The organism is Thermococcus sp. MV11 (assembly GCF_012027285.1).
Taxonomy (GTDB): domain Archaea; phylum Methanobacteriota_B; class Thermococci; order Thermococcales; family Thermococcaceae; genus Thermococcus; species Thermococcus cleftensis.
In genome coordinates, this window is sequence record NZ_SNUD01000001.1 from 334,151 (window position 1) to 358,914 (window position 24,764).

At 56.6% G+C, this 24,764-nt stretch carries 29 protein-coding genes and 1 riboswitch; of the genes, 13 read left to right on the forward strand and 16 right to left on the reverse strand.

Annotated features, from left to right (window positions below; genetic code table 11):
- Positions 1-5 precede the first annotated feature (5 nt).
- A complete protein-coding gene (locus E3E27_RS01835) occupies positions 6-1,424 on the reverse strand; it encodes a TldD/PmbA family protein (RefSeq protein WP_167773695.1) in 1,419 nt (472 codons plus the stop codon).
- A gap of 126 nt (positions 1,425-1,550) precedes the next feature.
- On the opposite strand from E3E27_RS01835, the gene E3E27_RS01840 reads away from it, so the two are divergent.
- Entirely contained in the window at positions 1,551-1,769 is a 219-nt protein-coding gene (locus E3E27_RS01840; protein WP_167715034.1) for a hypothetical protein, read from the forward strand.
- A 10-nt stretch (positions 1,770-1,779) separates the two neighbouring features.
- Entirely contained in the window at positions 1,780-2,046 is a 267-nt protein-coding gene (locus E3E27_RS01845) for a type II toxin-antitoxin system RelE/ParE family toxin (RefSeq protein ID WP_014789707.1), read from the forward strand.
- Position 2,047: 1 nt separating this feature from the next.
- Here E3E27_RS01845 and E3E27_RS01850 read toward each other — a convergent pair whose 3' ends face one another.
- The 6 genes from E3E27_RS01850 to crcB all read right to left on the reverse strand — a co-directional run bounded on the left by E3E27_RS01850 (position 2,048) and on the right by crcB (position 6,061).
- Positions 2,048-2,338, reverse strand: a complete 291-nt coding sequence (locus E3E27_RS01850) for a MazG nucleotide pyrophosphohydrolase domain-containing protein (RefSeq protein WP_048152258.1) — start codon at positions 2,336-2,338, stop codon at positions 2,048-2,050.
- Positions 2,339-2,378: 40 nt separating this feature from the next.
- The gene (locus tag E3E27_RS01855; protein WP_167773696.1) at positions 2,379-3,059 is read right to left on the reverse strand and encodes an aspartate/glutamate racemase family protein; all 681 of its coding nucleotides are present in this window, start codon (positions 3,057-3,059) and stop codon (positions 2,379-2,381) included.
- A gap of 114 nt (positions 3,060-3,173) precedes the next feature.
- Positions 3,174-3,980 (reverse strand): mechanosensitive ion channel family protein, encoded by an 807-nt coding sequence (locus tag E3E27_RS01860; RefSeq protein ID WP_167773241.1) that lies wholly within the window; start codon positions 3,978-3,980, stop codon positions 3,174-3,176.
- A 57-nt stretch (positions 3,981-4,037) separates the two neighbouring features.
- Positions 4,038-5,252 (reverse strand): bifunctional phosphopantothenoylcysteine decarboxylase/phosphopantothenate--cysteine ligase CoaBC, encoded by a 1,215-nt coding sequence (coaBC, locus tag E3E27_RS01865; protein ID WP_167773242.1) that lies wholly within the window; start codon positions 5,250-5,252, stop codon positions 4,038-4,040.
- Between the two features lie 64 nt (positions 5,253-5,316).
- Positions 5,317-5,697, reverse strand: coding sequence for a DUF190 domain-containing protein (locus E3E27_RS01870; protein ID WP_167773243.1), 381 nt, complete (start codon positions 5,695-5,697; stop codon positions 5,317-5,319).
- Positions 5,698-5,701: 4 nt separating this feature from the next.
- On the reverse strand, positions 5,702-6,061 hold the full coding sequence (gene crcB / locus E3E27_RS01875; protein ID WP_206204794.1) for a fluoride efflux transporter CrcB: 360 nt from the start codon (positions 6,059-6,061) through the stop codon (positions 5,702-5,704).
- Between the two features lie 108 nt (positions 6,062-6,169).
- Here crcB and E3E27_RS01880 point away from each other — a divergent pair, with 108 nt between their 5' ends.
- Positions 6,170-7,450 carry a sodium:proton antiporter gene (locus tag E3E27_RS01880; protein WP_167773697.1) on the forward strand — a complete coding sequence of 427 codons (1,281 nt, stop codon included), beginning with the start codon at positions 6,170-6,172 and terminating at the stop codon, positions 7,448-7,450.
- Here E3E27_RS01880 and E3E27_RS01885 read toward each other — a convergent pair.
- The 4 genes from E3E27_RS01885 to E3E27_RS01900 are packed head-to-tail and all read right to left on the reverse strand — an operon-like array spanning position 7,428 to position 9,726.
- Positions 7,428-7,871, reverse strand: a complete 444-nt coding sequence (locus E3E27_RS01885) for a hypothetical protein (RefSeq protein ID WP_167773245.1) — start codon at positions 7,869-7,871, stop codon at positions 7,428-7,430. The two genes, E3E27_RS01880 and E3E27_RS01885, sit on opposite strands and share 23 nt — an antisense overlap.
- A complete protein-coding gene (locus E3E27_RS01890; RefSeq protein WP_167773246.1) occupies positions 7,868-8,170 on the reverse strand; it encodes a hypothetical protein in 303 nt (100 codons plus the stop codon). The genes E3E27_RS01885 and E3E27_RS01890 overlap by 4 nt, the downstream gene beginning before the upstream one ends.
- Positions 8,161-8,850: a DUF6062 family protein gene (locus E3E27_RS01895; protein ID WP_167773247.1), complete on the reverse strand. Its 690-nt coding sequence runs from the start codon at positions 8,848-8,850 to the stop codon at positions 8,161-8,163. Before E3E27_RS01895 ends, E3E27_RS01890 begins: the two co-directional genes overlap by 10 nt.
- 9 nt (positions 8,851-8,859) lie before the next feature.
- Positions 8,860-9,726 carry a hypothetical protein gene (locus E3E27_RS01900; protein WP_167773248.1) on the reverse strand — a complete coding sequence of 289 codons (867 nt, stop codon included), beginning with the start codon at positions 9,724-9,726 and terminating at the stop codon, positions 8,860-8,862.
- A 23-nt stretch (positions 9,727-9,749) separates the two neighbouring features.
- A riboswitch (Fluoride riboswitch) is annotated at positions 9,750-9,823 on the reverse strand.
- 95 nt (positions 9,824-9,918) lie between these two features.
- On the opposite strand from E3E27_RS01900, the gene E3E27_RS01905 reads away from it, so the two are divergent.
- Both E3E27_RS01905 and E3E27_RS01910 read left to right on the forward strand, forming a co-directional pair.
- The gene (locus E3E27_RS01905; protein ID WP_167773249.1) at positions 9,919-10,623 is read left to right on the forward strand and encodes a peptidase M54; all 705 of its coding nucleotides are present in this window, start codon (positions 9,919-9,921) and stop codon (positions 10,621-10,623) included.
- A 151-nt stretch (positions 10,624-10,774) separates the two neighbouring features.
- A complete protein-coding gene (locus E3E27_RS01910; RefSeq protein ID WP_167773250.1) occupies positions 10,775-11,236 on the forward strand; it encodes a hypothetical protein in 462 nt (153 codons plus the stop codon).
- 46 nt (positions 11,237-11,282) lie between these two features.
- Here E3E27_RS01910 and E3E27_RS01915 read toward each other — a convergent pair whose 3' ends face one another.
- Positions 11,283-11,744 carry a peroxiredoxin gene (locus E3E27_RS01915; protein ID WP_167773251.1) on the reverse strand — a complete coding sequence of 154 codons (462 nt, stop codon included), beginning with the start codon at positions 11,742-11,744 and terminating at the stop codon, positions 11,283-11,285.
- Positions 11,745-11,837: 93 nt separating this feature from the next.
- Here E3E27_RS01915 and pyk point away from each other — a divergent pair, with 93 nt between their 5' ends.
- The 4 genes from pyk (at position 11,838) to E3E27_RS01935 (ending at position 16,485) form a co-directional block, all read left to right on the forward strand.
- The gene (gene pyk / locus E3E27_RS01920; protein WP_167773252.1) at positions 11,838-13,274 is read left to right on the forward strand and encodes a pyruvate kinase; all 1,437 of its coding nucleotides are present in this window, start codon (positions 11,838-11,840) and stop codon (positions 13,272-13,274) included.
- 31 nt (positions 13,275-13,305) lie between these two features.
- Positions 13,306-13,500: a hypothetical protein gene (locus E3E27_RS01925; protein WP_167773253.1), complete on the forward strand. Its 195-nt coding sequence runs from the start codon at positions 13,306-13,308 to the stop codon at positions 13,498-13,500.
- A gap of 2 nt (positions 13,501-13,502) precedes the next feature.
- Positions 13,503-15,734: an amino acid permease gene (locus E3E27_RS01930; protein ID WP_167773254.1), complete on the forward strand. Its 2,232-nt coding sequence runs from the start codon at positions 13,503-13,505 to the stop codon at positions 15,732-15,734.
- Between the two features lie 79 nt (positions 15,735-15,813).
- Positions 15,814-16,485, forward strand: a complete 672-nt coding sequence (locus E3E27_RS01935; RefSeq protein WP_014789725.1) for an adenylate kinase — start codon at positions 15,814-15,816, stop codon at positions 16,483-16,485.
- Here E3E27_RS01935 and E3E27_RS01940 read toward each other — a convergent pair.
- Positions 16,451-17,197 carry a hypothetical protein gene (locus tag E3E27_RS01940; protein WP_167773255.1) on the reverse strand — a complete coding sequence of 249 codons (747 nt, stop codon included), beginning with the start codon at positions 17,195-17,197 and terminating at the stop codon, positions 16,451-16,453. The genes E3E27_RS01935 and E3E27_RS01940 overlap by 35 nt on opposite strands.
- Positions 17,198-17,268: 71 nt before the next feature.
- Here E3E27_RS01940 and E3E27_RS01945 point away from each other — a divergent pair, with 71 nt between their 5' ends.
- Genes E3E27_RS01945 through E3E27_RS01955 form a run of 3 tightly spaced genes read left to right on the forward strand, consistent with a single transcriptional unit; the run spans position 17,269 to position 18,523 of the window.
- Positions 17,269-17,550: a ubiquitin-like small modifier protein 1 gene (locus E3E27_RS01945; RefSeq protein WP_014789727.1), complete on the forward strand. Its 282-nt coding sequence runs from the start codon at positions 17,269-17,271 to the stop codon at positions 17,548-17,550.
- Positions 17,550-17,831, forward strand: coding sequence for an MTH1187 family thiamine-binding protein (locus E3E27_RS01950; RefSeq protein ID WP_167773256.1), 282 nt, complete (start codon positions 17,550-17,552; stop codon positions 17,829-17,831). Before E3E27_RS01945 ends, E3E27_RS01950 begins: the two co-directional genes overlap by 1 nt.
- Positions 17,831-18,523, forward strand: coding sequence for a class I SAM-dependent methyltransferase (locus tag E3E27_RS01955; RefSeq protein WP_167773257.1), 693 nt, complete (start codon positions 17,831-17,833; stop codon positions 18,521-18,523). The genes E3E27_RS01950 and E3E27_RS01955 overlap by 1 nt, the downstream gene beginning before the upstream one ends.
- Here E3E27_RS01955 and E3E27_RS01960 read toward each other — a convergent pair.
- Entirely contained in the window at positions 18,507-21,374 is a 2,868-nt protein-coding gene (locus E3E27_RS01960; RefSeq protein ID WP_167773258.1) for a peptide transporter, read from the reverse strand. The genes E3E27_RS01955 and E3E27_RS01960 overlap by 17 nt on opposite strands.
- A 10-nt stretch (positions 21,375-21,384) precedes the next feature.
- On the reverse strand, positions 21,385-23,193 hold the full coding sequence (gene glmS / locus E3E27_RS01965) for a glutamine--fructose-6-phosphate transaminase (isomerizing) (RefSeq protein ID WP_167773259.1): 1,809 nt from the start codon (positions 23,191-23,193) through the stop codon (positions 21,385-21,387).
- A 154-nt stretch (positions 23,194-23,347) separates the two neighbouring features.
- Here glmS and E3E27_RS01970 point away from each other — a divergent pair, with 154 nt between their 5' ends.
- The gene (locus E3E27_RS01970; protein WP_014789732.1) at positions 23,348-23,539 is read left to right on the forward strand and encodes a PCNA-inhibitor; all 192 of its coding nucleotides are present in this window, start codon (positions 23,348-23,350) and stop codon (positions 23,537-23,539) included.
- A gap of 49 nt (positions 23,540-23,588) precedes the next feature.
- Here the strand turns inward: E3E27_RS01970 and E3E27_RS01975 are convergent, their stop codons facing one another.
- Positions 23,589-24,737 carry a methyltransferase domain-containing protein gene (locus E3E27_RS01975; protein WP_167773260.1) on the reverse strand — a complete coding sequence of 383 codons (1,149 nt, stop codon included), beginning with the start codon at positions 24,735-24,737 and terminating at the stop codon, positions 23,589-23,591.
- Positions 24,738-24,764: the final 27 nt, after the last annotated feature.

Genomic DNA, 24,764 nt, shown 5'->3' on the forward strand with positions numbered 1-24,764 from the left:
CCACCTCACGGCCTCCTGAGCGGTACCTCGCGAAGCCTCGCGTGCGCTCCACCCATCCAGACCGGGACGCCTTGGCCGGGTTCACCCTTTCCACAGGTTCCGGGGTAGAACTCGACCTCCTTGCCAACGGCATCGACGCTGCTCCACAAAGCTCTGGTGGTTATCTCAAGGATCGGCCTCCTGACCGGGTGCTTCAGCTCGCCGTTCTCGATTAGGTAGGCCTCCCTTCCGATGTACCTCTGCTGGTAACGCCTGTCGTCGATGTTCCACTCGTTGAACGAGACCATGTAGACGCCGAGCTTGACGTCCTCGATCAGCTCTTCGAAGGAGTAATCACCGGGCGCGAGGTAGGTGTTGGCCATTCTCACAATCGGCTCGCGGTTGTAGTTTATCGCCCTCGCGGAGGCGTTGGAGCGCTGGCCGAGCTTGTAGGCATATTCCCTGTTGGTGAGGAACTCGGTGATGATTCCCTCCCTGATGAGATATCTTGGCCTCGCCTTGACGCCCTCGTCGTCGTAGAGGTAGAAGCCCCAGCTGTTCGGTATCGTCGGGTCGTCTATGACCGTAACGACCTCGCTTCCAATCCTCTCGCCGAGCATGTCGGGCTTGACGAAGCTCTCCCCGGCCTGAGCGGCTTCCCTTCCGAATATCCTGTCGGCCTCGTAGGGGTGCCCGACGCTCTCGTGGACGGCTATGCCCGCCACTTCAGGGCTTATGACCAGGTCGATCTTCCCCTCTGGGGGCCTCTTCCCCTCGTAAATGAGCCTCTCTAGTGCCTGAACGTCCTTGACAGCCCACTTCCAGGGCTCGTCCCTCTCGATGAGCTCCAATCCCCCGGAGAATGCCCTCTGGACGAAGGGGGCCTGCTCCATCTGGCCGTTCTCGAAGACGACGAGGTTGTAGGTTACCGAAACGCGCGGGATTTTGCTCTTCACGTGGGCCCCTTCGCTGGTCAGTACCTCCTTTTTCCAGAGCTGGTCAGAGTACATGATGTAGCGCATTGGTACGTTCACGCCGGTGGCTTTGACTTCCTCCTCGATTTTCTTGAGGAGTTCGAGCTTCTCCTCCGGCGAAACGTCGCGGAAGTCCTTCTTCATCTTGACCTTGTAGGAAACGCGGTGGAAGTCCTCATCGGAAAAACGAATCGGCTCGTTCCTCACCTTCGATGCCGCCCTGGCCAGCTTGACGGCCTTTTTGACGGCCTCGCCCACGCTCTCCCTCGTGAGGACGTTTGTACTGGCGAAGCCCATTCCCCCATCGACGAGAACCCTTACACCGATTCCCCTGTCCGCGAGTACTTGAAGGCCTTCGGGGTTGCCGTTCTTCATCGCCAGAGAAGTGCCGTTCTTCTCCTCGAACCTCGCCTCCGCGTAGGAAGCGCCGAGTTCGAGGGCCTTCTCAACCGCGAACTCTAAAACATCCATGCACATCACCTCGGTTTACTGCATAGAATAGTGCGTTCGAAAGTATAAAAGTCTTTTCGTTAAGATGGCGGTCGAAAAGCACGTAAGGTTTAAGTTTGTGGGAGCTTAGATAAGTCCGGTGGGATTATGGGTGAGAGTGTGAACATTTCCCTGATACTTCGGGACATTCAGCTCATGCGCAGAAAACTGGACGAGATAGAGAAGGAGCTCCTCAAGCTGAAAATGGAAGAGCTGGACGAGGAGGAGCTCGGCGATGAAGAGCTTGAGGAGCTTGAAAATCTCTCCAGGGAGACCCTGGAAAAGGGAATACCCTGGGAAGAGGCAAAGAAAGAGCTCGGCCTCTGAGGTGCGTTGAATGACATACCAAGTTCTTCTTCACAGAAATGTCGTGAAAAATTTAAAAGATGCCCCCGAGGGCGTAAAGAAAAAGTTTGGTGAGCTGATTGAAGAGCTTAGGTTCAACCCAATACCCTCCGAGAAGTTTGACATCAAGAAGATTAAGGGGAGAAAGAACACATTTAGAGTCCGTTTGGGTGAATACAGAGTAATTTATGAACTTCGACGAAAGGAGCTTCTTATTCTTATCGTTAAATTTGGAAAGCGGGAAAACGTATACAGGTAGTTCACTTCTCCTCGCACTCGCACGGCTTCTTTCCGCAGTAGGGGCAGACTCCCGGATACTTCTTCTTGGCCGCTTCCTCCAAATCAACACCGAGCAGATTAGCTAAACTCGCGAGCCAGGCCAGAACGTCGGCGAACTCCTCCTCCATCGCCTCCCTGTCCTTCTTCCTTATCGCCTCGCTCAGCTCGCCGACCTCCTCAACGAACCAGAGGAATGTTCTCTCCACTCCCCTCTTTGAATCCTTGTGGAAGTAAATCTCCCTGATCATCTCTTGGAATTCCCGTATCTCCACTTTCCCCACCGAGAGGAAGGGGAAGAAAAGGGCTTAAAAATCACTCGCTCGCCACTTCGATGAGCTTCCTCATGTGGATCTCGACGGTGTCGAAGACCTCGGCCTTTACATCGCCCCGCTTCACTATCAACGGGAGCTCGGTGCAGCCGAGGATGACGCCTTCGATGCCCTCCTTTTCTATGTAACGGTTGATGAGGTCGATCACCCAGTCCCTGCTGGTGAAGTTCTCGAACATCAGCTCCTCGGTGATTATCCTGTTCAGCTCGTCCATCTCCTCTTCACTCGGCGTCACGACCTCGAAACCGGCCTCGCGGAGGGCGTTCTTGTAGAAGTCGGCAGTCATCGTCGTCTTGGTTCCAAGGAGGAGGACCCTTCTAACGCCCCTCCGCTTCATCTCCTCGATGAAGGCATCTATTATGCTCACCATCGGGACGTTGATCGCTCTCTGAACGTCGGGAAAGACTATGTGGGGAGTGTTGGCCGAGAGCGATATTATCTCCGCCCCCGCCCTCTCAAGAGCCTTCGCCGCGTTGATGAGTATCTCCTTTCTCCCCTCCCAGCCGTTCGGGTTGTGAATGAACTCCTTAAAGTTTATCGAGTAGATTATCAGCTCGGGAAAGACGTAGGGCTCGAACTTTTCCCTGCTTATCTCCAGGTATTTTTTGTAGTAATAACACGTCGCCTCCGGGCTGGTTCCGCCTATTATTCCTATTTTCTTCACGAGAATCACCGGAGAACATAGCGCCGGAAAGAATATGAACCTTTTGGTTTAAAACGAAAGGTTAAAGAGGGCCGGAGTTTACAAAAAATCGAAAATCTCCGGCGATTTCGAAAATCATTCGTTCTTCATGTGAACGTCGAGCTGCGGGAACGGAATTTCGATGCCCTCCTTCGTGTAGAGTTCGTAGATACCCTTGGTGAGGTCTCCCTTGACGTCCCAGTAGTCGTCCGTCTTCGCCCAGGCCCTCAGCTGGAGGTTTATCGATGAGTCCGCGAGGGCGGTTATCACGACGCTCGGCTCGGGGTCGTCGAGGACCTTGGGGTGGCCCTTCATCAGATCCATGGCCAGCTTTATTGCCCTGTCGAGGTCCGTGCCGTAGGCAACGCCTATGTCCACATCGACCCTCCTCGTCGGCATCCTCGTGTAGTTCACTATTATGCTTCCCCAGACCAGCTTGTTGGGTATGGTTATGACCCTGTTGTCCGGGGTCATCAGCTCGGTGCTCATCAGGCCTATGCCATTAACCTTCCCGACCTGGCCCGAGACCTCGACGACCTCATCGAGGTCTATCGGCCTGAGGGCCGCTATCCATACGCCCGCTGCGAGGTTGGTGAGGGTATCCTGCAGGCCGAAGCCCAGTATCAGGCCTATCACAGCCGACAGGCCGAGTATCAGCGGGGAAACCGAGATGCCAACGGCCCCAAGGGCCACTATTATAACGACCACGTAGAGCAGTATGGCCAGGAACCTGCCGAGGAACTCGACGACGAGCGGCGGGAGCTTGGTCTTTCTCAGGCTCCTCTTGAGGAGCGATACCAATATTTTTGCCACCAGATAGCCGACGACGAGTATTATCAGCGCCGACACCAGCTGGAACGGCGTCACCCCTATGTACGGAAGTGGCTCATCGAAGGCCACCATGCTATCACCCCTGATCCTTTTTGGGGAGTTGTGGCTGGGGGTAAAAAGGCTTTCCCCTCAGCCCAGTTCGCGGACTACCTCGTCCCAGATCCTCTCCGCGAGCTCCCTCTTGCTCATCTGGGGGAGTTTCCTCACGGAATCGCGGGTGACCAGCAGAACCTCGTTCTCGTCGCTCCCGAAGGCTTTGAGGGTGTTGGCCACCACAAGGTCGCTCCCGGCCCTCTCAATCTGCTTCCTTGCGGCGCTGATGAGCTCCTCCTCGCTGAGGCCCGTCTCGGCCTTGAAGCCGACGAGAAAGACGTCGGGCTGGAGTTTCTTAACGCGGTCTATTATCTTCGGCGTCGGCTCGAGTTCAAGGGTTAACTCTTTGTCACTCTTTATCTTGGTCTCCGCCTTATTTTTGACCCTAAAGTCACTGACAGCCGCCGCCAGGACGACGATGTCATATTTCTTTGCTTTCAGCTCACGCTCTATCGCCCGGAGCATCTCCTCTACCGTTTCCACCTCGATCTGGTTTTCCACGAAGCTGGGGACGCTCCCCTTTGTCCTTATCAGCGTTACCTCCGCCCCCCTGAAGTCGGCCTCTTCAGCTATGGCCACGCCCATCTTTCCACTGCTCGCGTTGGTTATGTAGCGGATCGGGTCTATGTACTCCCTCGTCGCTCCCGCTGTAACGAGAACGCGCTTCCCCTCGAGACTCTTGGGGTGGAGCTTTCTGATGACGCGGTAAACTATCTCGTCTATCGAAGCTACCTTTGCCTTGCCCTCCTCGAAGCGGGGCCCTATGAACTCGATGCCGAGCCTCTTGAGCTTCTCGATGTTCTCCACGACTATCGGGTGCTCGTACATCGTGGAGTGCATGGCAGGGGCTATCATTATCGGCGTGTGGGCAAAGGCGGTGGTTACAACGGTTGTAACGGGTGTATCGTCTATGCCGCAGGCGATCTTGCCGATGGTGTTAGCGGTTGCAGGGCACACAAGTATCAGGTCGGCCTTGTTCTCATGCTCTCCAGCGAGTTCAACGTGCTCTATGAAGCCTGTAATTTCGGTAACGACTGGATTGCCGGTGGCGAACTCCATCGCATAGGGGTGAACTATTTTGGTCGCGTTCTCGCTCATGACCGCGTGGACCTCTGCCCCATGTCGAATAAGCTCCCTGGCGAGTTTTACACATTCAACCGCTGCTATGCTGCCTGGGATTGCAAGAACGATTTTTTTGCCAACGAGCTTTCTGCTTTTCGTGGCATAGATAAGCTTAACGTGATGGAGCATTTCAACACCCCCAGAAGAGGATCTGGCTATGGTCATATATATTTATTGGGAAGCGCGGAGGAACTCATAGCTCCCTTACGGCGTCTTCCTCGAACCGCTTCACTTCCTCCTTGGTTCCGACCCACAAGACTATGGTGGGCTCGACGGTTATCATGCCGTCCTTTATCATAGGCTTTATCTCGCCTATCGCGTTCTCTATCTTGTAGCCCCTGTCCACAACCTCTATTATTATGGGGAGGTCGGTTGAGAGCCTCATGACGTCTGCGGAGTGAACGCGACTCTTTTTACCAAACCCATAGATGCCCCGGTATACCGTGGCCCCGGCTATTCCCATGTCGTGGAGTTTTTCCACTATCGCCTTGTAGAGTGGCTTTCCCTCAAAGCGGTCGTTCTCGCCTATGTAGATGCGAAGGCGGAGGGTGTTCCAGTGCTCGACTTCGACCATTCAATCACCTCCGGGCCAGCAGGAAGCCCGCGAAGACTAGGGTGATAGTGATTATAACGTTTGCCGCCACGTTCAGGCCGGCCAGGAGGTACTCCTTCTCGCGGAGGAGAGAGAAGGTCTCGTAGGAGAAGGTTGAAAACGTGCTCAGGGCACCACAGAAGCCCGTCCCGAGGAAGAGCCTCCACCCCGGGGTGACGTCAATGCCCCAGAAGAGCAGTCCGTAGAGGTAGCCAAGGATCAGGCTGGCTATGCTGTTCACCATGAGGGTTCCGACCGGGAAGTCCCTGTAAACTGGCAACAGACCGGAGATGTAGAACCTCGCCAGCGCACCGAGGGCGCCGCCCAGCATTATTGCAGTGATCATTCGAGGGTTCACTGTGTATCCCTCTTCTCCCTAGCGGGAGCGCTACTTAAGGTTTTGGGTTTTCAATACCCTTAAATAGATGGAAGCCCCTTTATTCGTGTGTTGGATATGCCGGTGGTTCCGGGCTTCGGGCTGGGGATAGAGGCGATAGCGCTGGCGTCACTCGTGGTTCTTCTCTCGGGCATACTGGCGATGCTCATCAGCAGGAAGACGAAGTTTCCCTACACTCCCCTTCTCGTCCTCCTCGGCGTTCTCGTGGGGCCCGTCCTCAGTCTCATTCTCCCCCACACCGCCAGGGTGCTCTTCTACTACGTCCGCGCCTTCGGTCTCTTTCTGGTTCTCTTCGCGGCGGGGTTTGACCTCAAGCTCCACGTTCTCAGGCGGCACAAGCTCGTCATAACACTCCTCGATACGGCCGGCCTTCTCGGAACTGCACTCCTCGCCGGCTGGTTCTTTTCCTGGGCTTTCCACGTCCCCCTCTCGGTCGGCTTTCTCTTCGGGGCCATCGTCTCTGGAACGGACCCCGCGACCCTTATACCCCTCTTCAGGGAGCACGAGGTTCCCGAGGACGTCGAGACGATAATAATCTCCGAGTCGATATTCAACGGCCCCCTTGCGATAATCCTCACGATGGTGGCGCTCTTCCTGGTTGTTCCAGAGGTTCCGGGCTACGCTCCCATCGGGCCCGTTCTGGAGGGTGCGGGGCTGTACTGGGCGGCCGTGGCCTACTTCCTTTACCAGATATTCGTCTCGGCGGCCATTGGAGCGGCCATAGCCTACATGGCGTACCAGGCCATAGCGAGGCTTGGCCTCTACAGAAGCCCCTACACCCAGATACTCGGTCTGGCGATGGCCTTCGGGGGCTACGTTGTCGGGGAGTTCCTGGGGGCATCGGGCTTCCTCGTCGTTACCGTCATAGGTCTCATCCTTGGAAACCCCCGCGAGTTCTTCAGGAAGGAAAACAGCAGGGTGGACGATGCGGTGGAGAGGAACATGGAGTTCAACGACGTCCTCTCGACATTCTCGGTCATATTCATCTTCGTGCTCCTCGGTGCAAGCCTCGACCTCACCGGCCTGGAGTGGAAAACGATAGTGGTATCGCTCCTCGTGGCCCTCTTCGTCATCTTCGTCGCCAGGCCGCTGGCTTCCCTCGTCATCCTGCCCTTCACCGGCCTCAGGAGGTACCTCTTCGTATCCCTGGAGGGCCCGAAGGGTGCCGTTGCCGCGAGCATGGCCATACTGCCCGTCGTCCTCGGGAGGGTCTACGGCAGCCATGAGCTTGTTGAGTGGGGGGAGCTGATACTGAGCGCCGGGCTGATGACGGTTCTGCTCTCAATGTTGCTGGAATCCGCGTGGGTTTCTCCCCTCAGGGAGAAACTGCTGGGTTAGTCTTTTCCCCAAAGTTGAGGTAGTAGTGTATCTTCTTTTCGACCTCACCGTAGTCCCTCTCCGGAAGTCCCAGCCGCTCACGGAGTCTCCTGTTCTCGGCAATCATGGCTGAGAGCTGTATCGCAAGGTTCTGGTTGTCCAGTGCGATGTAGTATGAGCGGAACTTCAGAGGGGACCATTTGCCCTCCAGTTCGTAGAGTTCTTTTTCAAGCCGGGATATTTCCTCTTTGAGCCTTTCAAACGTTTCCTCGTTGGCGTTGGGGTCGTCCTCCAGGTAGCCGTGAATAAGCACTATCCTGATCGCCTCTTCAACCCGGAATCCATAGCGTTCACAGAGCTCCTTGATTCGCTCCATGATTTCGTCCGGAATCCTGAACGTTACCCTTCGCCAGCCCTTCTTTGGCCGTACCGTGAGTTTCATCTTTTTCTGCCCTCCAGCCCTGCCCTGAGCTGTCTATTTTCCTCACTGAGCTCCTTCCGAAACGCCATCAGGAACCTCTTGTCCAGCTTGGCCATTTCTTCAAACTCGATCAGCTCTTCGTAGTTTGCCTTCATCTCGATGAGCCTCCTCTTGATCCTTTCCCTCTGCTCGATGAGAAAACGTAGCTTTAGAACCCTCAGGGTTCTCTCAAGGCCCTCCAGGTCCCGAAACCTGGCCTCTATCTCCCTCCGGTTCTTCCTTATCTCCTTTAGCTCGTCGTCCGTGACCTCTATCTCCACGGGAAGCCCCTCCGACCTTTTTCTTTCCCCCTCTTTCTAACCGTTACTCCAGTTTCGAGACCCTTCAGAGCTTCTATCGCAAGGGGCAGTGATGATATCTCCTCTTTCGTGGGTTTCTCCCTGGCACGGTAGTCGAATTTATCTATGAATGACCCGAGACGCTTCTCCAGAACCCGTAGCTTTTCCAGCTGGAGGCTTTCAAGCCTCCTGGCCGCCTGGGGGTTCGTCCGCTGGAGGATTGACACCAGCATCTCATAGTGTCTCCTGCACAGTATGGACTCGGAGTTCCGGTACTCCGGGAGAAGCTCCTCAATCCTCTCCGCAAAAGCTTCCACAGTGCTGGTCTCTTTCTCCTCCACCAGCCGGCAGAGGAAACATTCCCCCTCCTCGGGGGTACGGCCCCTTTCCAGCGATGCCACGTACTCGGAGAGAATGCTTAGGTAGATGATGGCCACTCCCAGCGGCCCGAGGAGGGGGTCGGAGTAGGCCTCCCTGAGGGTCTTCCATGCGTGATGGGTGCAGAGGCCTAGGCTCTCCCTGAACTTCTCCCGCACCCCCGGATCGTTCACGTGTTCGTAGAGGATCGTCTCTATCTCAGACTCCTCGTATTTGCGAAGTATTCTACAGACAGGACAGCCGTCTCCCATCGCATCTCGGAGATACATGCCAATGAGGTCCATTCACACCACTCAGAGGTAGCGCTTCATGAAATCCAGCACGGCCAGGGCCCGGTACGTGTTCTGGAAGTTCGAAATACCCAGTTCCAGAGAGCGTCTGAAGCCGCCGTTGGGATTCTGCAGCTGACGTATGAACCAGATGTGCCTCCTCGGGCAGACTGGGGTTTCACCCTGAAGTTCCAGCCCCCTGGCCGCGTAGAAGGTCGGCTCCAGGTACGGGGGCAGGCTGTAGGGGACCTCGGTGAAACCGCCCCAGTCACCGCAGAGCTCGCAGTTCCTGAAGTGAGGACTCTTGGGTGGCCTGTAGCCGAGGGCCCGGAGTGTGTGGATTGCCTGGTAGGTCATCGTCGTCGTTGGCCCCTTAACGCCGTACCCGTTGCCGTTTCTGAACCTCATGACGAAGGTTCTTATGGCGTCTCTCTCATCGGCGCTGAACCCGTAGCCTATGGCCTTAAACGCCTTGACCACCCAGTAGGTTGCCTCCAGCGGTGTTGCCGTTCCGAACTCCTCACTTCCGCCGAGACCGACGGCAAATTTGCCTTCCAGCGGGTTGTACTTGGTAAAAACGATGTCAATGTGCTCCATCGCAACGTCCGCCGCCCCCAACATGGCCAGCCCTTCAAAGGCCATTGCTATCGCCACCACAGCGGTCTGGGGCTGTATTGCCCTTTCCAGGAACTCCACCGTCCTTTCTTTCTCGGGAATCTCAAGGCCGAGGAGGTCGTAAATTTTGATGGCATAGTACGTGTCATTGACGTTGGTATCGTCCAGAACGCTGACGAAGCAGTAGCCACCGTCCTCATGGCGTCTTTCCTCTATGTACCTGATGAGCGAATCAGCGTTAATGAATCGTCCAATTTCATAAAGCTTCGAGCCCATTCCACCGCCTCCTGAAGTTTTGACTGAGAACAGGCGTCATCAGCCCTCTCGGGCGGTTCGGCTCGAAGCCCGGGCGGACGCCATCGCCCGTAAGACCCTCCAGAGGGTGATTAAAAACTTTTGTGGTGCAATCGGCTAATCACCTAAAAACTTAATAAGCTGGAGCGGGATTTTTTAACCCGTGATGAAATCATGGAGTTCATAGCCTTCACCTACGTGGGGAACTTCATAAGCGAAAAGCTGATAAGGGAGGTCGTCTTCGAGGTCTTCGACGAGGCCAACAGGTTCTTCGACGAGAACGACGTCCCTCTGAGGTTCCTCTACGTGGGAAAGCTCAGGCTCGAGCCGGGTTATCTAATTGACATATACACCCAGGAGGGGAAGATCCGCGCCTATCCCTTGGAGGCCCTCGTTGATGTGCTCCACGCCAAGCTCCTCCATGAAATAGAAGAGAGACCGGACATCAAGATGGACAAGATATTTGCCCTTACCACGTTTCCCCTGGTTTCCCGCAATCCGTATTTCGACTTCTACGAGAGGTTCCTTGGTATCCACGAGACGAGGCTGGGCCTTCGAATAATGGTGCTTTCGATGAAGCCATTCGAACCCCCCGAGCTTTCGGTGTTGCTGAGGGAGCTGGCTGGAGAAAACCCTGCCAATGGCTCTAAGGAACGCCTGAGGGCTTCGCTGGAGCTGTTTAAGGCGAGGCTTCTCAAGGGGGTCCTCCACGAGATCGGCCACGGTTTCGGTCTGGAGCACTGCAACAACGACTGCGTTATGAACTCTCCCTCCAGCATCGAGGAGTGGGACTCCCGCCTCCCAGGGTACTGTGATTCCTGCTTCATCAGGCTCAAACGAGCCGTGGAGTGGTCCGGCTTTGATCCCCAGCAGGAATGAAGCTCTTCTGAACTGACGGAAGGCTGTTCGGCCATTCTGGTCATTACTTCACTCCAGGGAATGCCGCGGCTCCGGCAATGTCACGACCGCAAAGTTTATAAAGAATCACACATATGTAATATTGCAATTACACATGCAGGGGTGATGTGACATGAAGAAGTTGCTGGCCGGATTGATGGCTTTGGCCGTGTTCGGCCTCGTGTTCGGGGCTGTTGCGGCTTATCAGGGCGTTCCGGGGCCGAACCCGGAGGTTGAGAGGACTACCACCCCAATGGCGTATGCCAAGGGCTACGGGCAGGGACAGGGTGGCATGATGGCGGGAGAAGGGACTCCCTACATGGGGCTTGGAGTTAGAGCATCAAACCTCACCGAGACGAGCATCGACCTGGCAGAGGTTCAGGATTACCTGGCCCAGCTCAGCGTTGAGGAGTTCACCAACCCCCGCGGAGTAACCGTCCAGAAGCTCGTTTACGGGGACGACTACGTTGGCAAGATCGTCGGCGACTACGACCTGAGCGAGCTGGACGTTTACGCCGCCTATGAAACCCTCAACGGTGTCAAGGTCTTCTTGGCCTACGAGGGGAGCATAGTGGGCTTCGTCCTTATCAAGTGAGCCAGTGCCCTCTCCTTTTTGATTTTTTGGCCCCTTCAGGTCATTTCTAAGGGCTTCCCACGAGCTTTTTGGCCTCCTCAAGAACCTTTGCCGCGTGGCCCTTCGCCCTGACGTTGATTTTCTTCCAGACTATTTCTCCATTCGGGTCGAATATGAACGTGCTCCTTATCACGCCCTCGTACTCCTTCCCGTAGCGCTTCTTCTTTCCCCACGCGCCCAGGGCCCTGATGAGCTCCGCACCAGGGTCGCTCAGGAGCTTGACCTTTAGTCCGTGCTTCTCCTTGAACTTTCGGTGGCTCTCGACGGAATCCTTCGAGACGCCTATCACCTGAAAGCCCAGCTTCTCGAACTCCGGGAGGAGTTCTGTGAACTCCTTGGCCTCGGTCGTGCAGCCTGGAGTGTTGTCGCGCGGGTAGACGTAGAGGACAGTCCATTTTCCGGCCAGGACGTCTTTGAGGACTACCTCGCTCCCGTCCTCGTCAAGAACCTTGCTCTCGAGAGGGTTCATACCATCACCAGAGTAATTAGGGCGCCCTAACTCTTAAACCTTTTGGCAAAGGTTATTAGGGAGGCCGGAAATTTCGAATTTAGGTGAAAGGACATGAGGCTACCCTCCCACAAGACGAAGATCATAGCAACGATAGGGCCTGCTTCGCTGAAGAGGAGCACGCTTGAGGCCATGATAAAGTCCGGAATGAGCGTGGCGCGCATAAACTTCGCCCACGGTGACCTTGAGCAGCACGCGAAGACCGTTGAGCTTATCAGGGAGGTCTCCGAGAAGCTCAACCGGCCCGTTGCCATTCTTGGCGACCTGCCAGGTGTTAAAATACGCGTCGGGGAAATCGCTGGGGGTTCGGTTACCCTTCGCCGCTGGCAGACGGTGACGCTGACGACGAGGGACGTGGTTGGAAACGAGGGCGTGATACCGGTCCAGTTCAAGGATTTTCCGAAGATGGTGTCCAAGGGCGACGTTATCTACCTGAGCGACGGTTTCATAGCGCTGAGGGTTGAGGAAGTCAGGGGGCAGGACGTCGTCTGCAAGGTTCTGGTTGGCGGGCCGCTTTTCTCCCACAAAGGGATAAACGTTCCCAGGGCTAGAATGGCGATTGACGCCGTGACCGAGAAGGATCTCGAGTTCATCAAGTTCGCGCTGGAGCACGGCATAGACGCCATCGGGATAAGCTTCGTCGGATCGGCTTACGATGTCCTCAAGGTGAGGCGCTTCGTTGAGGAGAACAACGGCAGGCTCTTCATAATCGCCAAGATAGAGCGACCCGACGCGGTGAGGAACTTCGATGATATCCTGTGCGCGGCGGACGGGATAATGATAGCCAGGGGAGATTTGGGGGTGGAAATGCCGATAGAAAAGCTGCCGGTCCTTCAGAAGAAGCTCATTCACAAGGCCAACGTCGCCGGAAAGCCGGTCATAACAGCCACCCAGATGCTGGAGAGCATGACGGAAGAGAAGCTGCCGACGAGGGCAGAGGTCACCGACGTGGCCAACGCGATCCTTGATGGTACCGATGCGGTGATGCTGTCCGAGGAGACCGCCGTCGGTAAGTACCCGGTAGACGCTGTCAGAATGATGGCCAGAATAGCCAAGACGACCGAGGCCTACCGCGACTCCCAGTGGGCCTCGAGGATAGTGGACTGGAAGATGAACGAGTGGAAGGGAAGGGTGCCGAAGAAGGGAACCATCAAGGATACAATAGCGAGGAGCATAATAGAGGCCCTTAACTCCATCGACATAAAGTACATTCTCACACCCACCAGGACAGGGGAGACCGCCAGGCTCATCTCGCGCTTCAAGCCGAAGCAGTGGGTCCTGGCCTTTGCCACCGACGAGCACGTTGCAAGGAATCTGATGTTCTCCTACGGCGTCTATCCCTTCGTCGTCGAGGAGACCAGCGAGGAGGAAATACTCCGCCTGATAAGCGGCCTTGGCTTGGTCAAGGAGAACGACATAGTCCTGCTCACCAAGGGGACGCCGATAGGAAAGACAGCCGGAACCAACACCATAAGGATTTTTAGTGTTTGACTTTCCCTCTCTTGTTCAGGGGTGCATAAAGATGGATCCCAACCAGGTAGCGGGTATGGCTGTGATCTTTGGCGCTTACAGCCTGATGCTCTACCTCCTCTACAGGTCGAACAAAATCATAGCCGAGATGAAAAGAAGGAGGCTCGTGGAGAAGCGTAGGTATGCAAAGAAGAAGATAGCCCATGTTCTTGAGGTCCATAGGGCAACAAGGCACAGGAGGCAGTAAAAATGGAAAATGGAGAACGTGTTGAGCTGTCGAGGGGTCTGTCATTAACCCACCTCATGATGATGGGAATGGGCATGATGATCGGGGCCGGTGTCTTCGTTGCCACTGGAATAGCGATAGGCTTCGCCGGTCCCGGCGGAATACTCGTTGCATTCGCTCTCAACGGTCTCATCGCTTTCTTCTCGGCTATGTCATTCGCGGAACTTGCCTCCGCACTTCCCACAGCTGGAGGGGCTTACACCTACATAGACGAGGCTTTCAAAGGTCTAATCGGCTTCATCTCCGGCTGGATGAACTGGTTCGCCCTGACCGTGGCCGGCAGTTTGTATGCGATAACCTTCGCCACCTACACTGTCTTCCTTCTTGAGGGGACGAGCTGGTTCACCAACCTCAACCTGGAGCACGAGCTGGTGATAAAGCTCCTCGCACTGGCCATAGCACTGGTTTTCGTGGCAATAAACTACATAGGCGTCTCCGAGACGGGGAGCATAGAGAACCTCATAACCCTTGGCCAGATGGGAACGCTGGCCTTCATAGGGCTGTTCTCGATATACTACATCTTCGTCCACCCGGAGAAGCTGGCCCACTTCAACGACTTCGTCCCCAACGGCTGGGACAAGGTGCTTATGGCGATGGGCTTCACCTACGTCGGCTTTGAGGGCTACGAGGTGATAGCCCACGCTGGAGAGGAGGCAGTTAACCCAAAGGAGACCGTCCCGAAGGCCATACTCTACTCCGTCGTTGCGGTAACTGCCACGTACATACTCTTCGCCTTCGCGGCCATAGTCGGCGCCGAACCCGGAAACGTGCCCCTAACCGAGTGGTTTGCCGAGCTTGGCCCCGTCGGAATGGGTGAGGCCATAAAGGACCTTATGCCCTACGGCGGCCTGCTCATAACCCTCGCGGCGATATTCTCCTCAACCTCGGCACTTAACGCCACCATATACTCCTCCACGAGGGTCCTCTTCGCGATAAGCAGGGACGGAAGACTGCCGTCTCTCTTCTCCCGCATACACCCCGTCAGGAGGGTTCCTCACTACGCCCTCTTTGCCTCGTCACTCATAATTCTCAGCGTGGCTCTCATCTTCCCGATAGAGGACGTCGCCGCGAGCGCCGACATAGTGTTCCTCCTCATCTTCCTGCTCGTGAACGCAGCGGTGATAAGGATAAGGAACGAGCGCGGGGACGAGCTTGACTACGGTTTCCAGATGCCCTACTTCCCCTACATACCCCTGCTGGCGATACTCTTCCAGGCGGTGCTCTCGCTCTGGGTCTTCAACGTCAGCCCGACCGCTTGGGCAATAACCCTCACCTGGGTGGCCATAGGTCTGATCGTTTACAAGTCTTACAGGGGCGCGAGGGTGGAGCGTTTCAAGTCCGAGCGCGAAAAGGTTTTCGAGGAGGAGGTCGAGGCGGGAGCGAGGTATAGAATCGTTGTAGCCGTCTCAAACGAGAGGACCGCCCCGGTGCTGGTGCGCTACGCAGAGAGGATAGCCAAACAGGTGAACGGAGAGCTTTTCGTGATCAGCGTCGTGACCGTTCCAGAGCAGACGCCGCTGGAGGAAGCCAGGCAGTTCGCGGACGGGGCTAGAAAAGTCCTCAGGGTGGCCAGAGAGAGCGTTTCCGGCGACGTGAGGGTCGAGGGAATAATCTACTACTCCCACAGCGTGTACAGAGGTATAATGAGCGCCGTCCGGGACAAGAGGGCGGACCTGCTAATACTCGGCTGGGAGGGCAGGTCGAGGTGGAGCAAGTACGTCCTTGGAAGCAACCTGGACAGAATCGTCCGCGACGCCCCGTGCAACGTCATCGTGATAAAGCCGGGAGAAACGGAGCGGAAGGAGAAAGTTGAGAGGATTCTCTTCCCAACACGTGGAGGCAGGAACGCCTCAAAGGCGGCCGAACTCGTTGGCCTGCTGGCTGAATCGTACGGTGCTAATGTTACGGTGCTGACGGTGAGTGAGGCAAAGATGAATCTCGACGCGGTACTTCAGAGGATTCCCAACGCCCGGCTTGAGGTGCGCGGCGGGAACGTCATTGAGGAGATCCTCAGGGAATGCCAAAAACACGACCTCCTAATAATGGGAGCCACACGGGAACCGCTGTTCCGGAGGCTCATCTTCGGGGAGGTTCCCGAAAAGGTCGCGTCGAAGTGCCGGAAGACGGTTCTCCTCGTGAAGATAAACAGGGGCATAAGGGCGAGGATAAACAGGCTCGTTGGAAAAAGGGAGTAGCCCCTCTCCTTTTCTACCCTATAGCCGTTTGAACCACAACACTTTATAGCCGCCTGCCGTAGTTCCTCCGGGGGTTGCCATGAACGTCCTGATCTTCGGTCCGCCCGGAAGCGGCAAGTCTACCCACTCGAGGACGATAACGGAGCGCTACGGTCTTACCTACGTCTCCTCCGGGGACTTGATAAGGGCAGAGATAGAGAGGGGAAGCGAGCTGGGGAGGGAGCTTGAGGAGTACCTGGCAAGGGGAGAACTCATACCCGACACGGTCATCAATACCCTGATAATCTCAAGGCTCAGGAGGCACAGGAGGAACTTCCTCATAGACGGCTACCCCAGGACGCCCGCCCAGGTGCTCGCCCTCGAGGAGTACCTTTACGACCACGGAATGACCTTGGACGTTGCGATGGAGATATTCATAACGAAGGAGGAGAGCGTGGAGCGCATAGCAGGGAGGAGGGTATGCCCGCGGTGCGGTGCGGTTTACCACGTGAAGTACAACCCTCCAAGGGTGCCGGGAAAGTGCGACCTCTGCGGTGCGGAACTGGTTCGGCGCGAAGACGACCGGCCCGAGGTAGTGGAGAGAAGGTACGACCTTTACTTGAAGAACATGGAACCGATAATCAAGTTCTACAAAAGGCAGGGGATATACGTCAGAATCGACGGCCACGACGGCATTCCCCAGGTGTGGGAGCGCATAAGGCCCCTCCTCGACTACATCAGCTCCCGCGAGTCTTTCCGAGGGCGCTCATAAGTTCCCTTACTTCCTCCATCTCGGCCAGTTCTTCGGCCTCCCTCTCAATCTTGTCTATTCGCCCCATCACGGTTCCGACGGCCCTGTCCTCGGGATCGAGAACTCTAGCTTCTACCCTTATGTAGTCGGCGTTCAGGGTTCTCAGGTAGGAGGAGGCCTTGTACTCCAGCTCCCGGGCGAGGGCTTCCTTGTCCGCCTGGGAGGTCTGCTCAGGGAGCAGGAGGGTAACTGTGAGCTTCGGCCTCCCGTCGGAGGGCATGCTGAGCACCAGCGTCTGGAACTTCACCCTCTTGTCCTTCAGGTATATCGTAAGCCCCTTTCCGAGGCGCTCTATGGTTCTCCTGATGTCATCGGGGCAGTTGATGATGAGCCTCCCTCCTTCCTTCTTCGTCTCCGCGGCAGCCTCGACAACTCTGAACCCGACCACCTGAAACCTCGCCTCGTAGAGCCTTCCAAAGGTTTTCGTGGCGTCCTCAGCCAGCTTTTCAAGGAGGCCGGAGAGGATTGAGTCCAGCTCCGCCGGCAGAAAAGTTTCGGGCTTCCGGACCTCGAAGATGAAGGCTACCCGTATCGTCCTGTCCACGGGCTTCACGCCGGCCTTCATATCAACCAGCTCCACGCCCAGCGCTTCCAGGGCGTCCCTTATGGGGCCGGCGAAGAGCTTGTCGATCACGGGGTAGTACTCGGGAGGTTCAACCGTCAGGGTGACCATGGGATCATCTCTACCACCACTACGGCGAAATCACTTTAAGGGTTTCCATCAAGATCCCTTCGGTGAACCTAATGAAAGTGAAGTTTTACGCGACCTTCCGGGAGATGGTCGGGAGGAAAGAGGTTGAGGTTCACGGCGTCAAAACGGTCGGGGAGCTAATAGACTACCTCGCCGAGCACTACAGCCCCGACATCAAGAGGGAACTCCTGGAAACTCCCCGCGTCGGCCCAAACAAGCCCATCGATGGAATGATACTCGTGAACGGCCACAACGTGCTCCACCTGAAGGGGCTCGACACCGAGCTTAAGGAGGAAGACGAGGTCCACATATTCCCGCCCGCCGGTGGTGGCTGATGGCGGTGGCGGAGCTCTGCATCTTTCCCCTTGGCACGGGGAGCCCGAGCGTCGGTGAGTACCTCAAGCCCGTCCTGAAGGTGATCGAGGAGAGCGGCCTCAAGTACCGGCTTTGCCCGATGGGAACGGTCGTCGAGGGGCCGGTGGAGGAGATACTCGAGCTGGTGAGGCTCTGCCACGTGGCCATACTTAAAGCGGGCGCGAAACGCGTCGTCATAAGCCTCAGGATAGACGACAGGACGGACAAGGAGCTCACCATCGAGGGCAAGGTGAGCATCTGATGGAGTACTTCGATAAAATCGCGGCCAGGTACGACGAATGGTACAGAACGAAAACCGGCAGATACGTGGACAGAACTGAGAAGTGGCTGATTTTCTCCATGATGGAAACCAGAGGAGGCAAAGCCCTCGACCTCGGCTGTGGGACGGGCAACTACACGCTTGAGTTGAAGAAGAGGGGCTTCGACGTCATAGGCCTCGATGCAAGCGAGGGAATGCTCAGAATAGCCCGCTCCAAGGGGCTAAACTGTATCATGGGAGATGCCTACTCCCTCCCCTTCCCCGACGAGAGCTTCGACCTCGTGCTGAGCGTTACGATGTTCGAGTTCATTCACGAGCCCGAGAGGGTTCTGGCTGAAATCCACCGCGTCCTCAAGCCCGGAGGGGAGGTCATCATCGGGACGATGAACGGGAGGAGCCTGTGGTTCCTCCTCAAGCGCCTCAAGAGCATCTTTACCGAGACCGCCTATCGCTACGCCCGCTTCTACACGCCGGGCGAGCTTGAAGGCCTTCTCAGAAAAGCCGGCTTCGAGAACGTCGAGAGCGCCGGAATTATTTTCTTCCCCTCCTTCTGGCCCTTACCTGGTCTGGCAGAGGGGATCGATAGAAAATGTTACAAAAAATGCAAGAGTTTGGGAGCGTTCGTGGCTGTAAAGGGGAGAAAGGGGGCTGAAGCCATCAGCCCTCCCAGATGACGTACTCCTTCTTTGCTATGAATATTGGCTCCACGCGCTTCTTGACTATGACGACCTTGTCCTTCCCGTACTCCTGGTAGAGCTTCTCGATGTACGCGTCGAAAACATCGGACGGCATCGATGCCTGTGCGGTTATCACGTTGTCCCCTTCCTTGACGCTTAGCTCCTTGACCGGAACGTAGGTGATGATGTCCTGGTGGGGCACGAGGTAGAAGTTGTCGCTCTCGATGTCCTTGCCGTTGGGGGCGACGTAGTAGACGATGCTCGCCCTTAAGGTAAGCGTTACGTCGTCGTAGTCCTTTCTGAATGCCGCCTTAAGCTCGAGCTGGCCGCTCTGGCCTTCCTCGAGTATGTAGCTCGGGTTCGCGGTTCTGCCGTCCACCCTCGGCTCGCCGTTGAGCACTCCAACGGGGCCGTCCTGAATGAGGACGAAGCGGTAGCTGGTGGCGTTCGGCACGAAGAGGCTGACCTCCACGGGGGTCTCGTTGAGGTGGTTTATGTTGAGGTTCTCGGCCAGCACCTCCCTCTTGATGAGCTCGGTGCCGTTGTAGGCCTCGAACACCAGGGTCGCGTCCTTGACGTCCCTGCCGAAGGCTGAAATCCAGAGTCTGAGCCTCTGCTCTCCGAGCGGGAGCTTTCCTCCTCCCATCGTGCTGTAGAAGGCCTTCCAGGTGCCGTTCTCAAACCTGTCAATCCTGTAGACCGCGAATGGTCTGAACTCGTAGGTCGAGACGCCCCCGTCGTTGTGGACCGGCTTGAAGTTGGCGAAGAGCTTTTGCGCGTCCCACGGCTCGAAGGAGTAGGGAATGTGGAACGCCAGCCTGACGAAGTTGCTGAAGGCTATCTTGTGGTACGCCAGAAGGCCGTAGTTGCCGAAGAGGTAGAGGACGTACGGAATGTCCCCCCTGCCCTGGATAACCTGTCCTCTGGCAAGGTCCACGGTCATTACCGGCTGCCTGTCGCCCTCGGCCGTCTTGAGGTAGACGACCGTCTTCCCGCTCTCGTTGGCGTACTTGACGTACTGCATCGGCACGAGCTGGAACATCGGGACGTGGCCGTACTCGTAGTAGTCTATCGCACCGCCGAGGTAGCTTATGGCGTTGAACTTGTAGATGTCCTGCTGCCAGACGATGAGGTAGTTAAGCTCCCATGCCTCGAAGTCCTGCTCGCTCTCGTTGCCGTAGTGGGAGAAGAAATCTGCCAGCAGGTAGCGCCTGTCGTAGGCGTGACCACCGTCGGTCGAGGAGCGGCGGTTGCTGAGGAGACTCGACTCAATCCAGTAGCCGTAGTCCCACCAGCTGGTGGCGCTGTCGAGGGGGTGGCTGTTCTCCTTAAGCCAGGTGAGGGTGTTCACCCAGTCAGCCGGGACGGAACCCTGGGCCTTGGCGGTGTTGGTGGCCAGGGTCTTGCTGTACTGGGCGCCCATCACTGGGAGTGGGAGGAAGAGTAGTATCAGCAGGACGGCGTATAGTGCTTTGGTGGTCAGGCTCTCCTTCATGTTCTCCACGAAGAGGAAGACCTCGCCTATCGCTATACCCGCCAGCAGGAGTATGGCTCCCGAAGCCTGGAAGACGAAACGGACGGCCGTGAGGAGCAGGTAGAGGGAGCCGAAGTAGTAGGAAACGATGAAGACCTCCTTGTAGCCCGTTAGATCTCCCCGGAAGAGCTTGAGCACAAAGCGGGCTAGGACTATCACGAAGCCAACAAGCGAGAGGAGGAATATGAACCCGTCGTTCGACTTGACGCTATAGTAACTCGCTATAGTCTTCCAGTCCGTCCTGGCGAGCTCGGCCACCGTCTGGTAGAGCGGGTTGGACTGGGAGGCGCTTCCGAGGAACTTGAGCAGATCCGGTCCGAGGTAGAAGTAGGCCGCGACGAAGCCGAGGACTCCTACTACTGCGACCACTCCAAAGCGGTGCTTCTTGTCGGAGTAGTTGAGGCCCGCCCTTTGGCCGTAGAGCATTATGGCCGCCAGTATGGCCAGACCTATGAAGGCCTCAATGGAGAACACCAGAAAGCCCTTTATCTTGACGAAACCGGTGCCGGTAATGGCTAGGCCGAGAAGCAGGGAGAGTCCATAGAGCGGGTAGAACTCCCTGACGAATGTCTTCAGCTCCTCGGTCTTTCCGAATATGAAGAGCACGACGGTGTGAATGGCCGCGAACAGGAGGAGTATTCCGACACCGAACTGGCTTCCGAGCCAGACACCCATGTAGAGGACGCTCGTCACGAGGAACAGCGCTCCACCCAGGATCTTCTTCCAGTTCCACTCCTTCTCGTCTAGGTAGACAAGCAGGAAGAGCACCGCGTAGAGGAAGAACATCATGAAAGGCCCTTCACCACGGTTGTTGCCGGACATCGTCTTGGTGAAGTTGGCGTAGGAGAACATCATGAAGGCCGATGCCCAGATTCCGGCCCAGTCAGAGTGGAGCTTCTTGCCGAGGAAGTAGGCCGCTATTATGGTCATCGCCCCAACGAAGGGCGGCCAGAGCTTGAAAGCTCCCATGACGTCGTATCCAAGCGGACTGACGAGCTTGTAGAACGCAGCCTGCACAGTGTAGAGTCCGAGGGACTCACTTATCTTGAGGCCCGTCGGCGGGTTGGCCAGGGGGAAGTACTTGGGAAGCCACTCCTGAATGGCGAGGCGGTAGAGTTCGTAGTGGTAGAAGGTGTCCGGGTCGAGGAAGGTCTTGTAGTTGGAGGTTATGTTCCTCAGCTTGAAGCCGAGGTAGGCAAGCAGGAGCGCCAGGAGCGGGAGGCCGTAGGCCTTAAAAAGGGAGTAGTACCTGGAGAGGGAAGTTTCCTCTCCCTTCTTTTTCTTGCGCTTCTCCTTAACGTCGGTCTTCACCATTGGAATCACCTCATTCAACGGTAACGGATTTCGCCAGGTTCCTCGGCTTGTCGGGGTCGTTGCCCCTCAACACCGCCAGGTGATAAGCTAAAAGCTGGAGTGGAACAGCGTAAACTATCGGGGTCAGCAGCTCGTCCATCGGGGGCATCTGGACGAGAACGTCTGAGACCCTGCCCAGTTCTTCCCTGTCCCCGAGGCCTATTATGAAGGCTCCCCTGGCCCTTGACTCCTCTATGTTGCCGAGCATCTTCTCGAAGGTTTTCCCGCTCGGGGCTATCGCGACGACCGGAACGCCCTCCTCGAGGAGCGCGAGGGGGCCGTGCTTCAGCTCGCCGGCGCTCAGCCCTTCCGCGTGAATGTAGCTTATCTCCTTGAGCTTCAGCGCCCCCTCGAGGGCGGTCGGCACGCTCACTCCTCTGCCTATGTAGAAGAAGTCGCTCTTTCCGGCCAGACCCTCGGCCAGCTCCCTTAGGGAGGCGTCGTGCTTCAGAACTTCCTCCATAAGCTCCGGGACCCTGCTCAGGCCATCTACAAGGGAGCTGAGGTATCCATCGTCCGCGGTTCCAAGAACCCTCGCGAGCTCTATCGCGAGCATCGTCAGAACAGCCAGCTGGGTAGTGTAGGTCTTGGTCGCGGCGACGCCTATTTCAGGCCCCGCGTGGGTGTAGAGCGTTAAGTCAGCTATCCTCGTCGCCATGCTTCCGACGACGTTAACTATCGCGAGCACCTTGGCGCCCTTTCTCTTGGCCAGCTTCATCGCCGCGAGCGTATCAGCGGTTTCCCCGCTCTGGGTTATTGCTATCACCAAGGTGTCCTCGTCTATGACGTTCTCGAACTCATAGCGGAACTCGCTGGCGTCCTCGACTATCGGAACCCTGTTTGCCAGCCTCTGGAAGAGGTACTTGCCAACCAAGCCAGCGTGGTAGGAGGTGCCCATGGCGACGATGAAGACCTTCTCGTACCTCGCTATCTCCTCGGCGGCCTTTCTTACAGCATCGACGTTGCCGTGCATCGCGTCCCTAACTGCCCTCGGCTGCTCGTATATCTCCTTGAGCATGAAGTGCGGATAGCCGGCCTTCTCAGCCATTTCAAGGGTCCATTCTACCTCCTGGACTTCCTTCTCAACGGGTTCGCCCGTTTCGAGCTTCTTAACCACCCAGGAGTCCCGGGTTATGACCGCGTACTCCATGTCGTCGAGGAAAACGACTTTGTTTGTGTACTCGAGGAAGGCCGGAACGTCGCTGGCCGCGAAGGTCTCCCCCTTCCCTATCCCCAGCACGAGCGGACTCTCGTTCCTGACGAAGTACAGCCTGTCCGGCTCATCGGCGTATATTATTCCCAGGGCGAAGGAACCCTTGAGCCTGAGGAGAGCCTTCCGCATGGCCTCTTCAAATGTCTCGCTGGATTTGAGCTCCTCCTCTATGAGGTGGGCTATTGTTTCGGTGTCGGTGTCGCTCCTGAAGGAGTGGCCCCTCTCGAGGAGGTAGTCCCTTATCTCGGAGAAGTTCTCGATGATACCGTTGTGAACGAGCGCTATCTTCCTGGTGCAGTCCGTATGGGGGTGAGCGTTAATGTCATTGGGAACGCCGTGCGTCGCCCAGCGGGTGTGGCCGATACCCCTCCTGCCGGGCATTTCGAGGAATCCTAACTTCCCGGTAAGCTCGTCGATCTTCCCGGCGCCCTTCCTTATGAACAGCTTTCCTCCGTCCTCGGTCACGATTCCGGCCGAGTCGTAGCCCCTGTACTCCAGCCTCTTCAGCCCCTTGACTATTACCTCGCACGCTGGCCTGTCACCAACGTAGCCTATTATTCCACACACGGCAACCACCCGCTGCTTTACTCTCTTCCCTGATAAACCGCCGGGAGTTAAAAGCCTTTCTCAGACGCGGTTCCGGCGTTAATATAACCTTTGGTTCAACCGTCGATTGGGAAAAGCCTTTATATCCCACTGACTATCCCAGTGGGGTGGACCGATGGACAGAAAGCTCGACGAGTTCCTGGCTGGAGCGCCGAGAGCTACCAAAACGGCCGGGGTGAAGAGGAAGAAGAAACGCCTCAAATCGACGAGCCTCGACTCTTTTCTGCCGGAGGAACACGTGGACTACTTCAAACAGCTAAGGATAGGTTCCAAAAAGATACGGAACGCCAGGATAGAGGAGCTCTGACCTCCTCCCCGCCCTAAAGGGCGGGGCTTTCAAAAGAAAAATGTAAGAGCTACAGCGACTCCGCTATAACCGCTCTGTCTCCAACTTTGAAGACGAAGGCCCTCCGCTCGCCCCTGAGGTTCGCCTCTATTCTCTTCCTGAGCCTCCAGTAGTCCTCCTGCGGGACGCTGATCTTGAGGGTCGCCCTTCCAAAGCCCTCCCTCCGGAGGAGGTCGTTAATCCTGACCGGGTGGAACGGCAGAACCGCGACGACGGAGTAGGTCCTCTTGAGGTAGGGACTCTTCACCGGCTCGTCTCCAGTCGCTAAAACGCGCCTCTTCTCGCGGAGTAGCATCTTGGCGTCGGCCTTCAGCTCGTGGAAGAGCTCGTTGAGTAAACCAGCGTAGTCAACGGCCTGCGGTATCTCGTAGAGGTACTGGCCGGGCTCCTCAGCCCACTCGACAATGTTCTCAAGGTTGGGGTCGCTCTCGAGCCTGACCCCTGCCGGAAGGATCACGGCGCTCCTCTCGGCCTTTGCGAGCGGTTCCGTGTAGAAGGTCAGCCTGTTGAGGTGGCCGTGTAGGTCGATGTACTCGAACTCGCCCCTCCAGGGCACCCTTTCACGCCTCATCTGCGGCGGCAGGTCGAAGATGAAGGAGTCAGTCTTCGATTTATAGGCCTCGTAGACCTTGAGCGGGCTTGGGAGCAGATCCTCGAGCCTCCTCTCGGGCATCTCCGGCGGCCGGGCGGGGTCTGAAAAGATCACCTCCGCATCGACCCTCTCGACAGTCTCTGGAGCGAGGGAGTCGGCGTTTATGAACTCTATCTCAACGCCGTATTTCTCTGCGTTCCTCCTCGCGAACTCTATCTTTAGGGGGTCTATGTCTATCCCGTAGGCCCTCTCGACCTTCATCGCGTAGAAGATGAGCTGTATCCCTATCCCGCAGGAGACGTCGGCGATGCTCCTTATTCCAAACTCCTCAAGCCTTTCGGCGCGGTATCTGGCAACGATTTCGTGGGTCGCGTAGCGCAGGCCCTCCAGGTCCATCCAGAGGTCGTCGCGCGAGAACTTGTCCTTTGCCCTTATCCTCGCCCTCGCTATCTCCGCTATAAGCTCCCAGTTCTCGCCGAGCCTCGCGCGGAGCTTCTTCTCGTCAAAACCTCGCCTTATGAGCTCCATTGCCTCCCCGATTTTCTCCTCGGTGATTCCCTCCAGCATGTTTCCGCCTAAGGGGAGAGGCTTAAA

Excerpts from the sequence above, each read along its gene's own strand:
- E3E27_RS01835 (WP_167773695.1), bottom strand. The coding sequence starts at position 1,424 with ATGGATGTTTTAGAGTTCGCGGTTGAGAAGGCCCTCGAACTCGGCGCT.
- E3E27_RS01840 (WP_167715034.1), top strand. The coding sequence starts at position 1,551 with ATGGGTGAGAGTGTGAACATTTCCCTGATACTTCGGGACATTCAGCTC.
- E3E27_RS01845 (WP_014789707.1), top strand. The coding sequence starts at position 1,780 with ATGACATACCAAGTTCTTCTTCACAGAAATGTCGTGAAAAATTTAAAA.
- E3E27_RS01860 (WP_167773241.1), bottom strand. The coding sequence starts at position 3,980 with ATGGTGGCCTTCGATGAGCCACTTCCGTACATAGGGGTGACGCCGTTC.
- coaBC (WP_167773242.1), bottom strand. The coding sequence starts at position 5,252 with ATGCTCCATCACGTTAAGCTTATCTATGCCACGAAAAGCAGAAAGCTC.
- E3E27_RS01870 (WP_167773243.1), bottom strand. The coding sequence starts at position 5,697 with ATGGTCGAAGTCGAGCACTGGAACACCCTCCGCCTTCGCATCTACATA.
- crcB (WP_206204794.1), bottom strand. The coding sequence starts at position 6,061 with ATGATCACTGCAATAATGCTGGGCGGCGCCCTCGGTGCGCTGGCGAGG.
- E3E27_RS01880 (WP_167773697.1), top strand. The coding sequence starts at position 6,170 with ATGCCGGTGGTTCCGGGCTTCGGGCTGGGGATAGAGGCGATAGCGCTG.
- E3E27_RS01885 (WP_167773245.1), bottom strand. The coding sequence starts at position 7,871 with ATGAAACTCACGGTACGGCCAAAGAAGGGCTGGCGAAGGGTAACGTTC.
- E3E27_RS01895 (WP_167773247.1), bottom strand. The coding sequence starts at position 8,850 with ATGGACCTCATTGGCATGTATCTCCGAGATGCGATGGGAGACGGCTGT.
- E3E27_RS01900 (WP_167773248.1), bottom strand. The coding sequence starts at position 9,726 with ATGGGCTCGAAGCTTTATGAAATTGGACGATTCATTAACGCTGATTCG.
- E3E27_RS01905 (WP_167773249.1), top strand. The coding sequence starts at position 9,919 with ATGGAGTTCATAGCCTTCACCTACGTGGGGAACTTCATAAGCGAAAAG.
- E3E27_RS01910 (WP_167773250.1), top strand. The coding sequence starts at position 10,775 with ATGAAGAAGTTGCTGGCCGGATTGATGGCTTTGGCCGTGTTCGGCCTC.
- E3E27_RS01915 (WP_167773251.1), bottom strand. The coding sequence starts at position 11,744 with ATGAACCCTCTCGAGAGCAAGGTTCTTGACGAGGACGGGAGCGAGGTA.
- pyk (WP_167773252.1), top strand. The coding sequence starts at position 11,838 with ATGAGGCTACCCTCCCACAAGACGAAGATCATAGCAACGATAGGGCCT.
- E3E27_RS01925 (WP_167773253.1), top strand. The coding sequence starts at position 13,306 with ATGGATCCCAACCAGGTAGCGGGTATGGCTGTGATCTTTGGCGCTTAC.
- E3E27_RS01930 (WP_167773254.1), top strand. The coding sequence starts at position 13,503 with ATGGAAAATGGAGAACGTGTTGAGCTGTCGAGGGGTCTGTCATTAACC.
- E3E27_RS01935 (WP_014789725.1), top strand. The coding sequence starts at position 15,814 with ATGAACGTCCTGATCTTCGGTCCGCCCGGAAGCGGCAAGTCTACCCAC.
- E3E27_RS01940 (WP_167773255.1), bottom strand. The coding sequence starts at position 17,197 with ATGGTCACCCTGACGGTTGAACCTCCCGAGTACTACCCCGTGATCGAC.
- E3E27_RS01945 (WP_014789727.1), top strand. The coding sequence starts at position 17,269 with ATGAAAGTGAAGTTTTACGCGACCTTCCGGGAGATGGTCGGGAGGAAA.
- E3E27_RS01950 (WP_167773256.1), top strand. The coding sequence starts at position 17,550 with ATGGCGGTGGCGGAGCTCTGCATCTTTCCCCTTGGCACGGGGAGCCCG.
- E3E27_RS01955 (WP_167773257.1), top strand. The coding sequence starts at position 17,831 with ATGGAGTACTTCGATAAAATCGCGGCCAGGTACGACGAATGGTACAGA.
- E3E27_RS01960 (WP_167773258.1), bottom strand. The coding sequence starts at position 21,374 with ATGGTGAAGACCGACGTTAAGGAGAAGCGCAAGAAAAAGAAGGGAGAG.
- E3E27_RS01970 (WP_014789732.1), top strand. The coding sequence starts at position 23,348 with ATGGACAGAAAGCTCGACGAGTTCCTGGCTGGAGCGCCGAGAGCTACC.
- E3E27_RS01975 (WP_167773260.1), bottom strand. The coding sequence starts at position 24,737 with ATGCTGGAGGGAATCACCGAGGAGAAAATCGGGGAGGCAATGGAGCTC.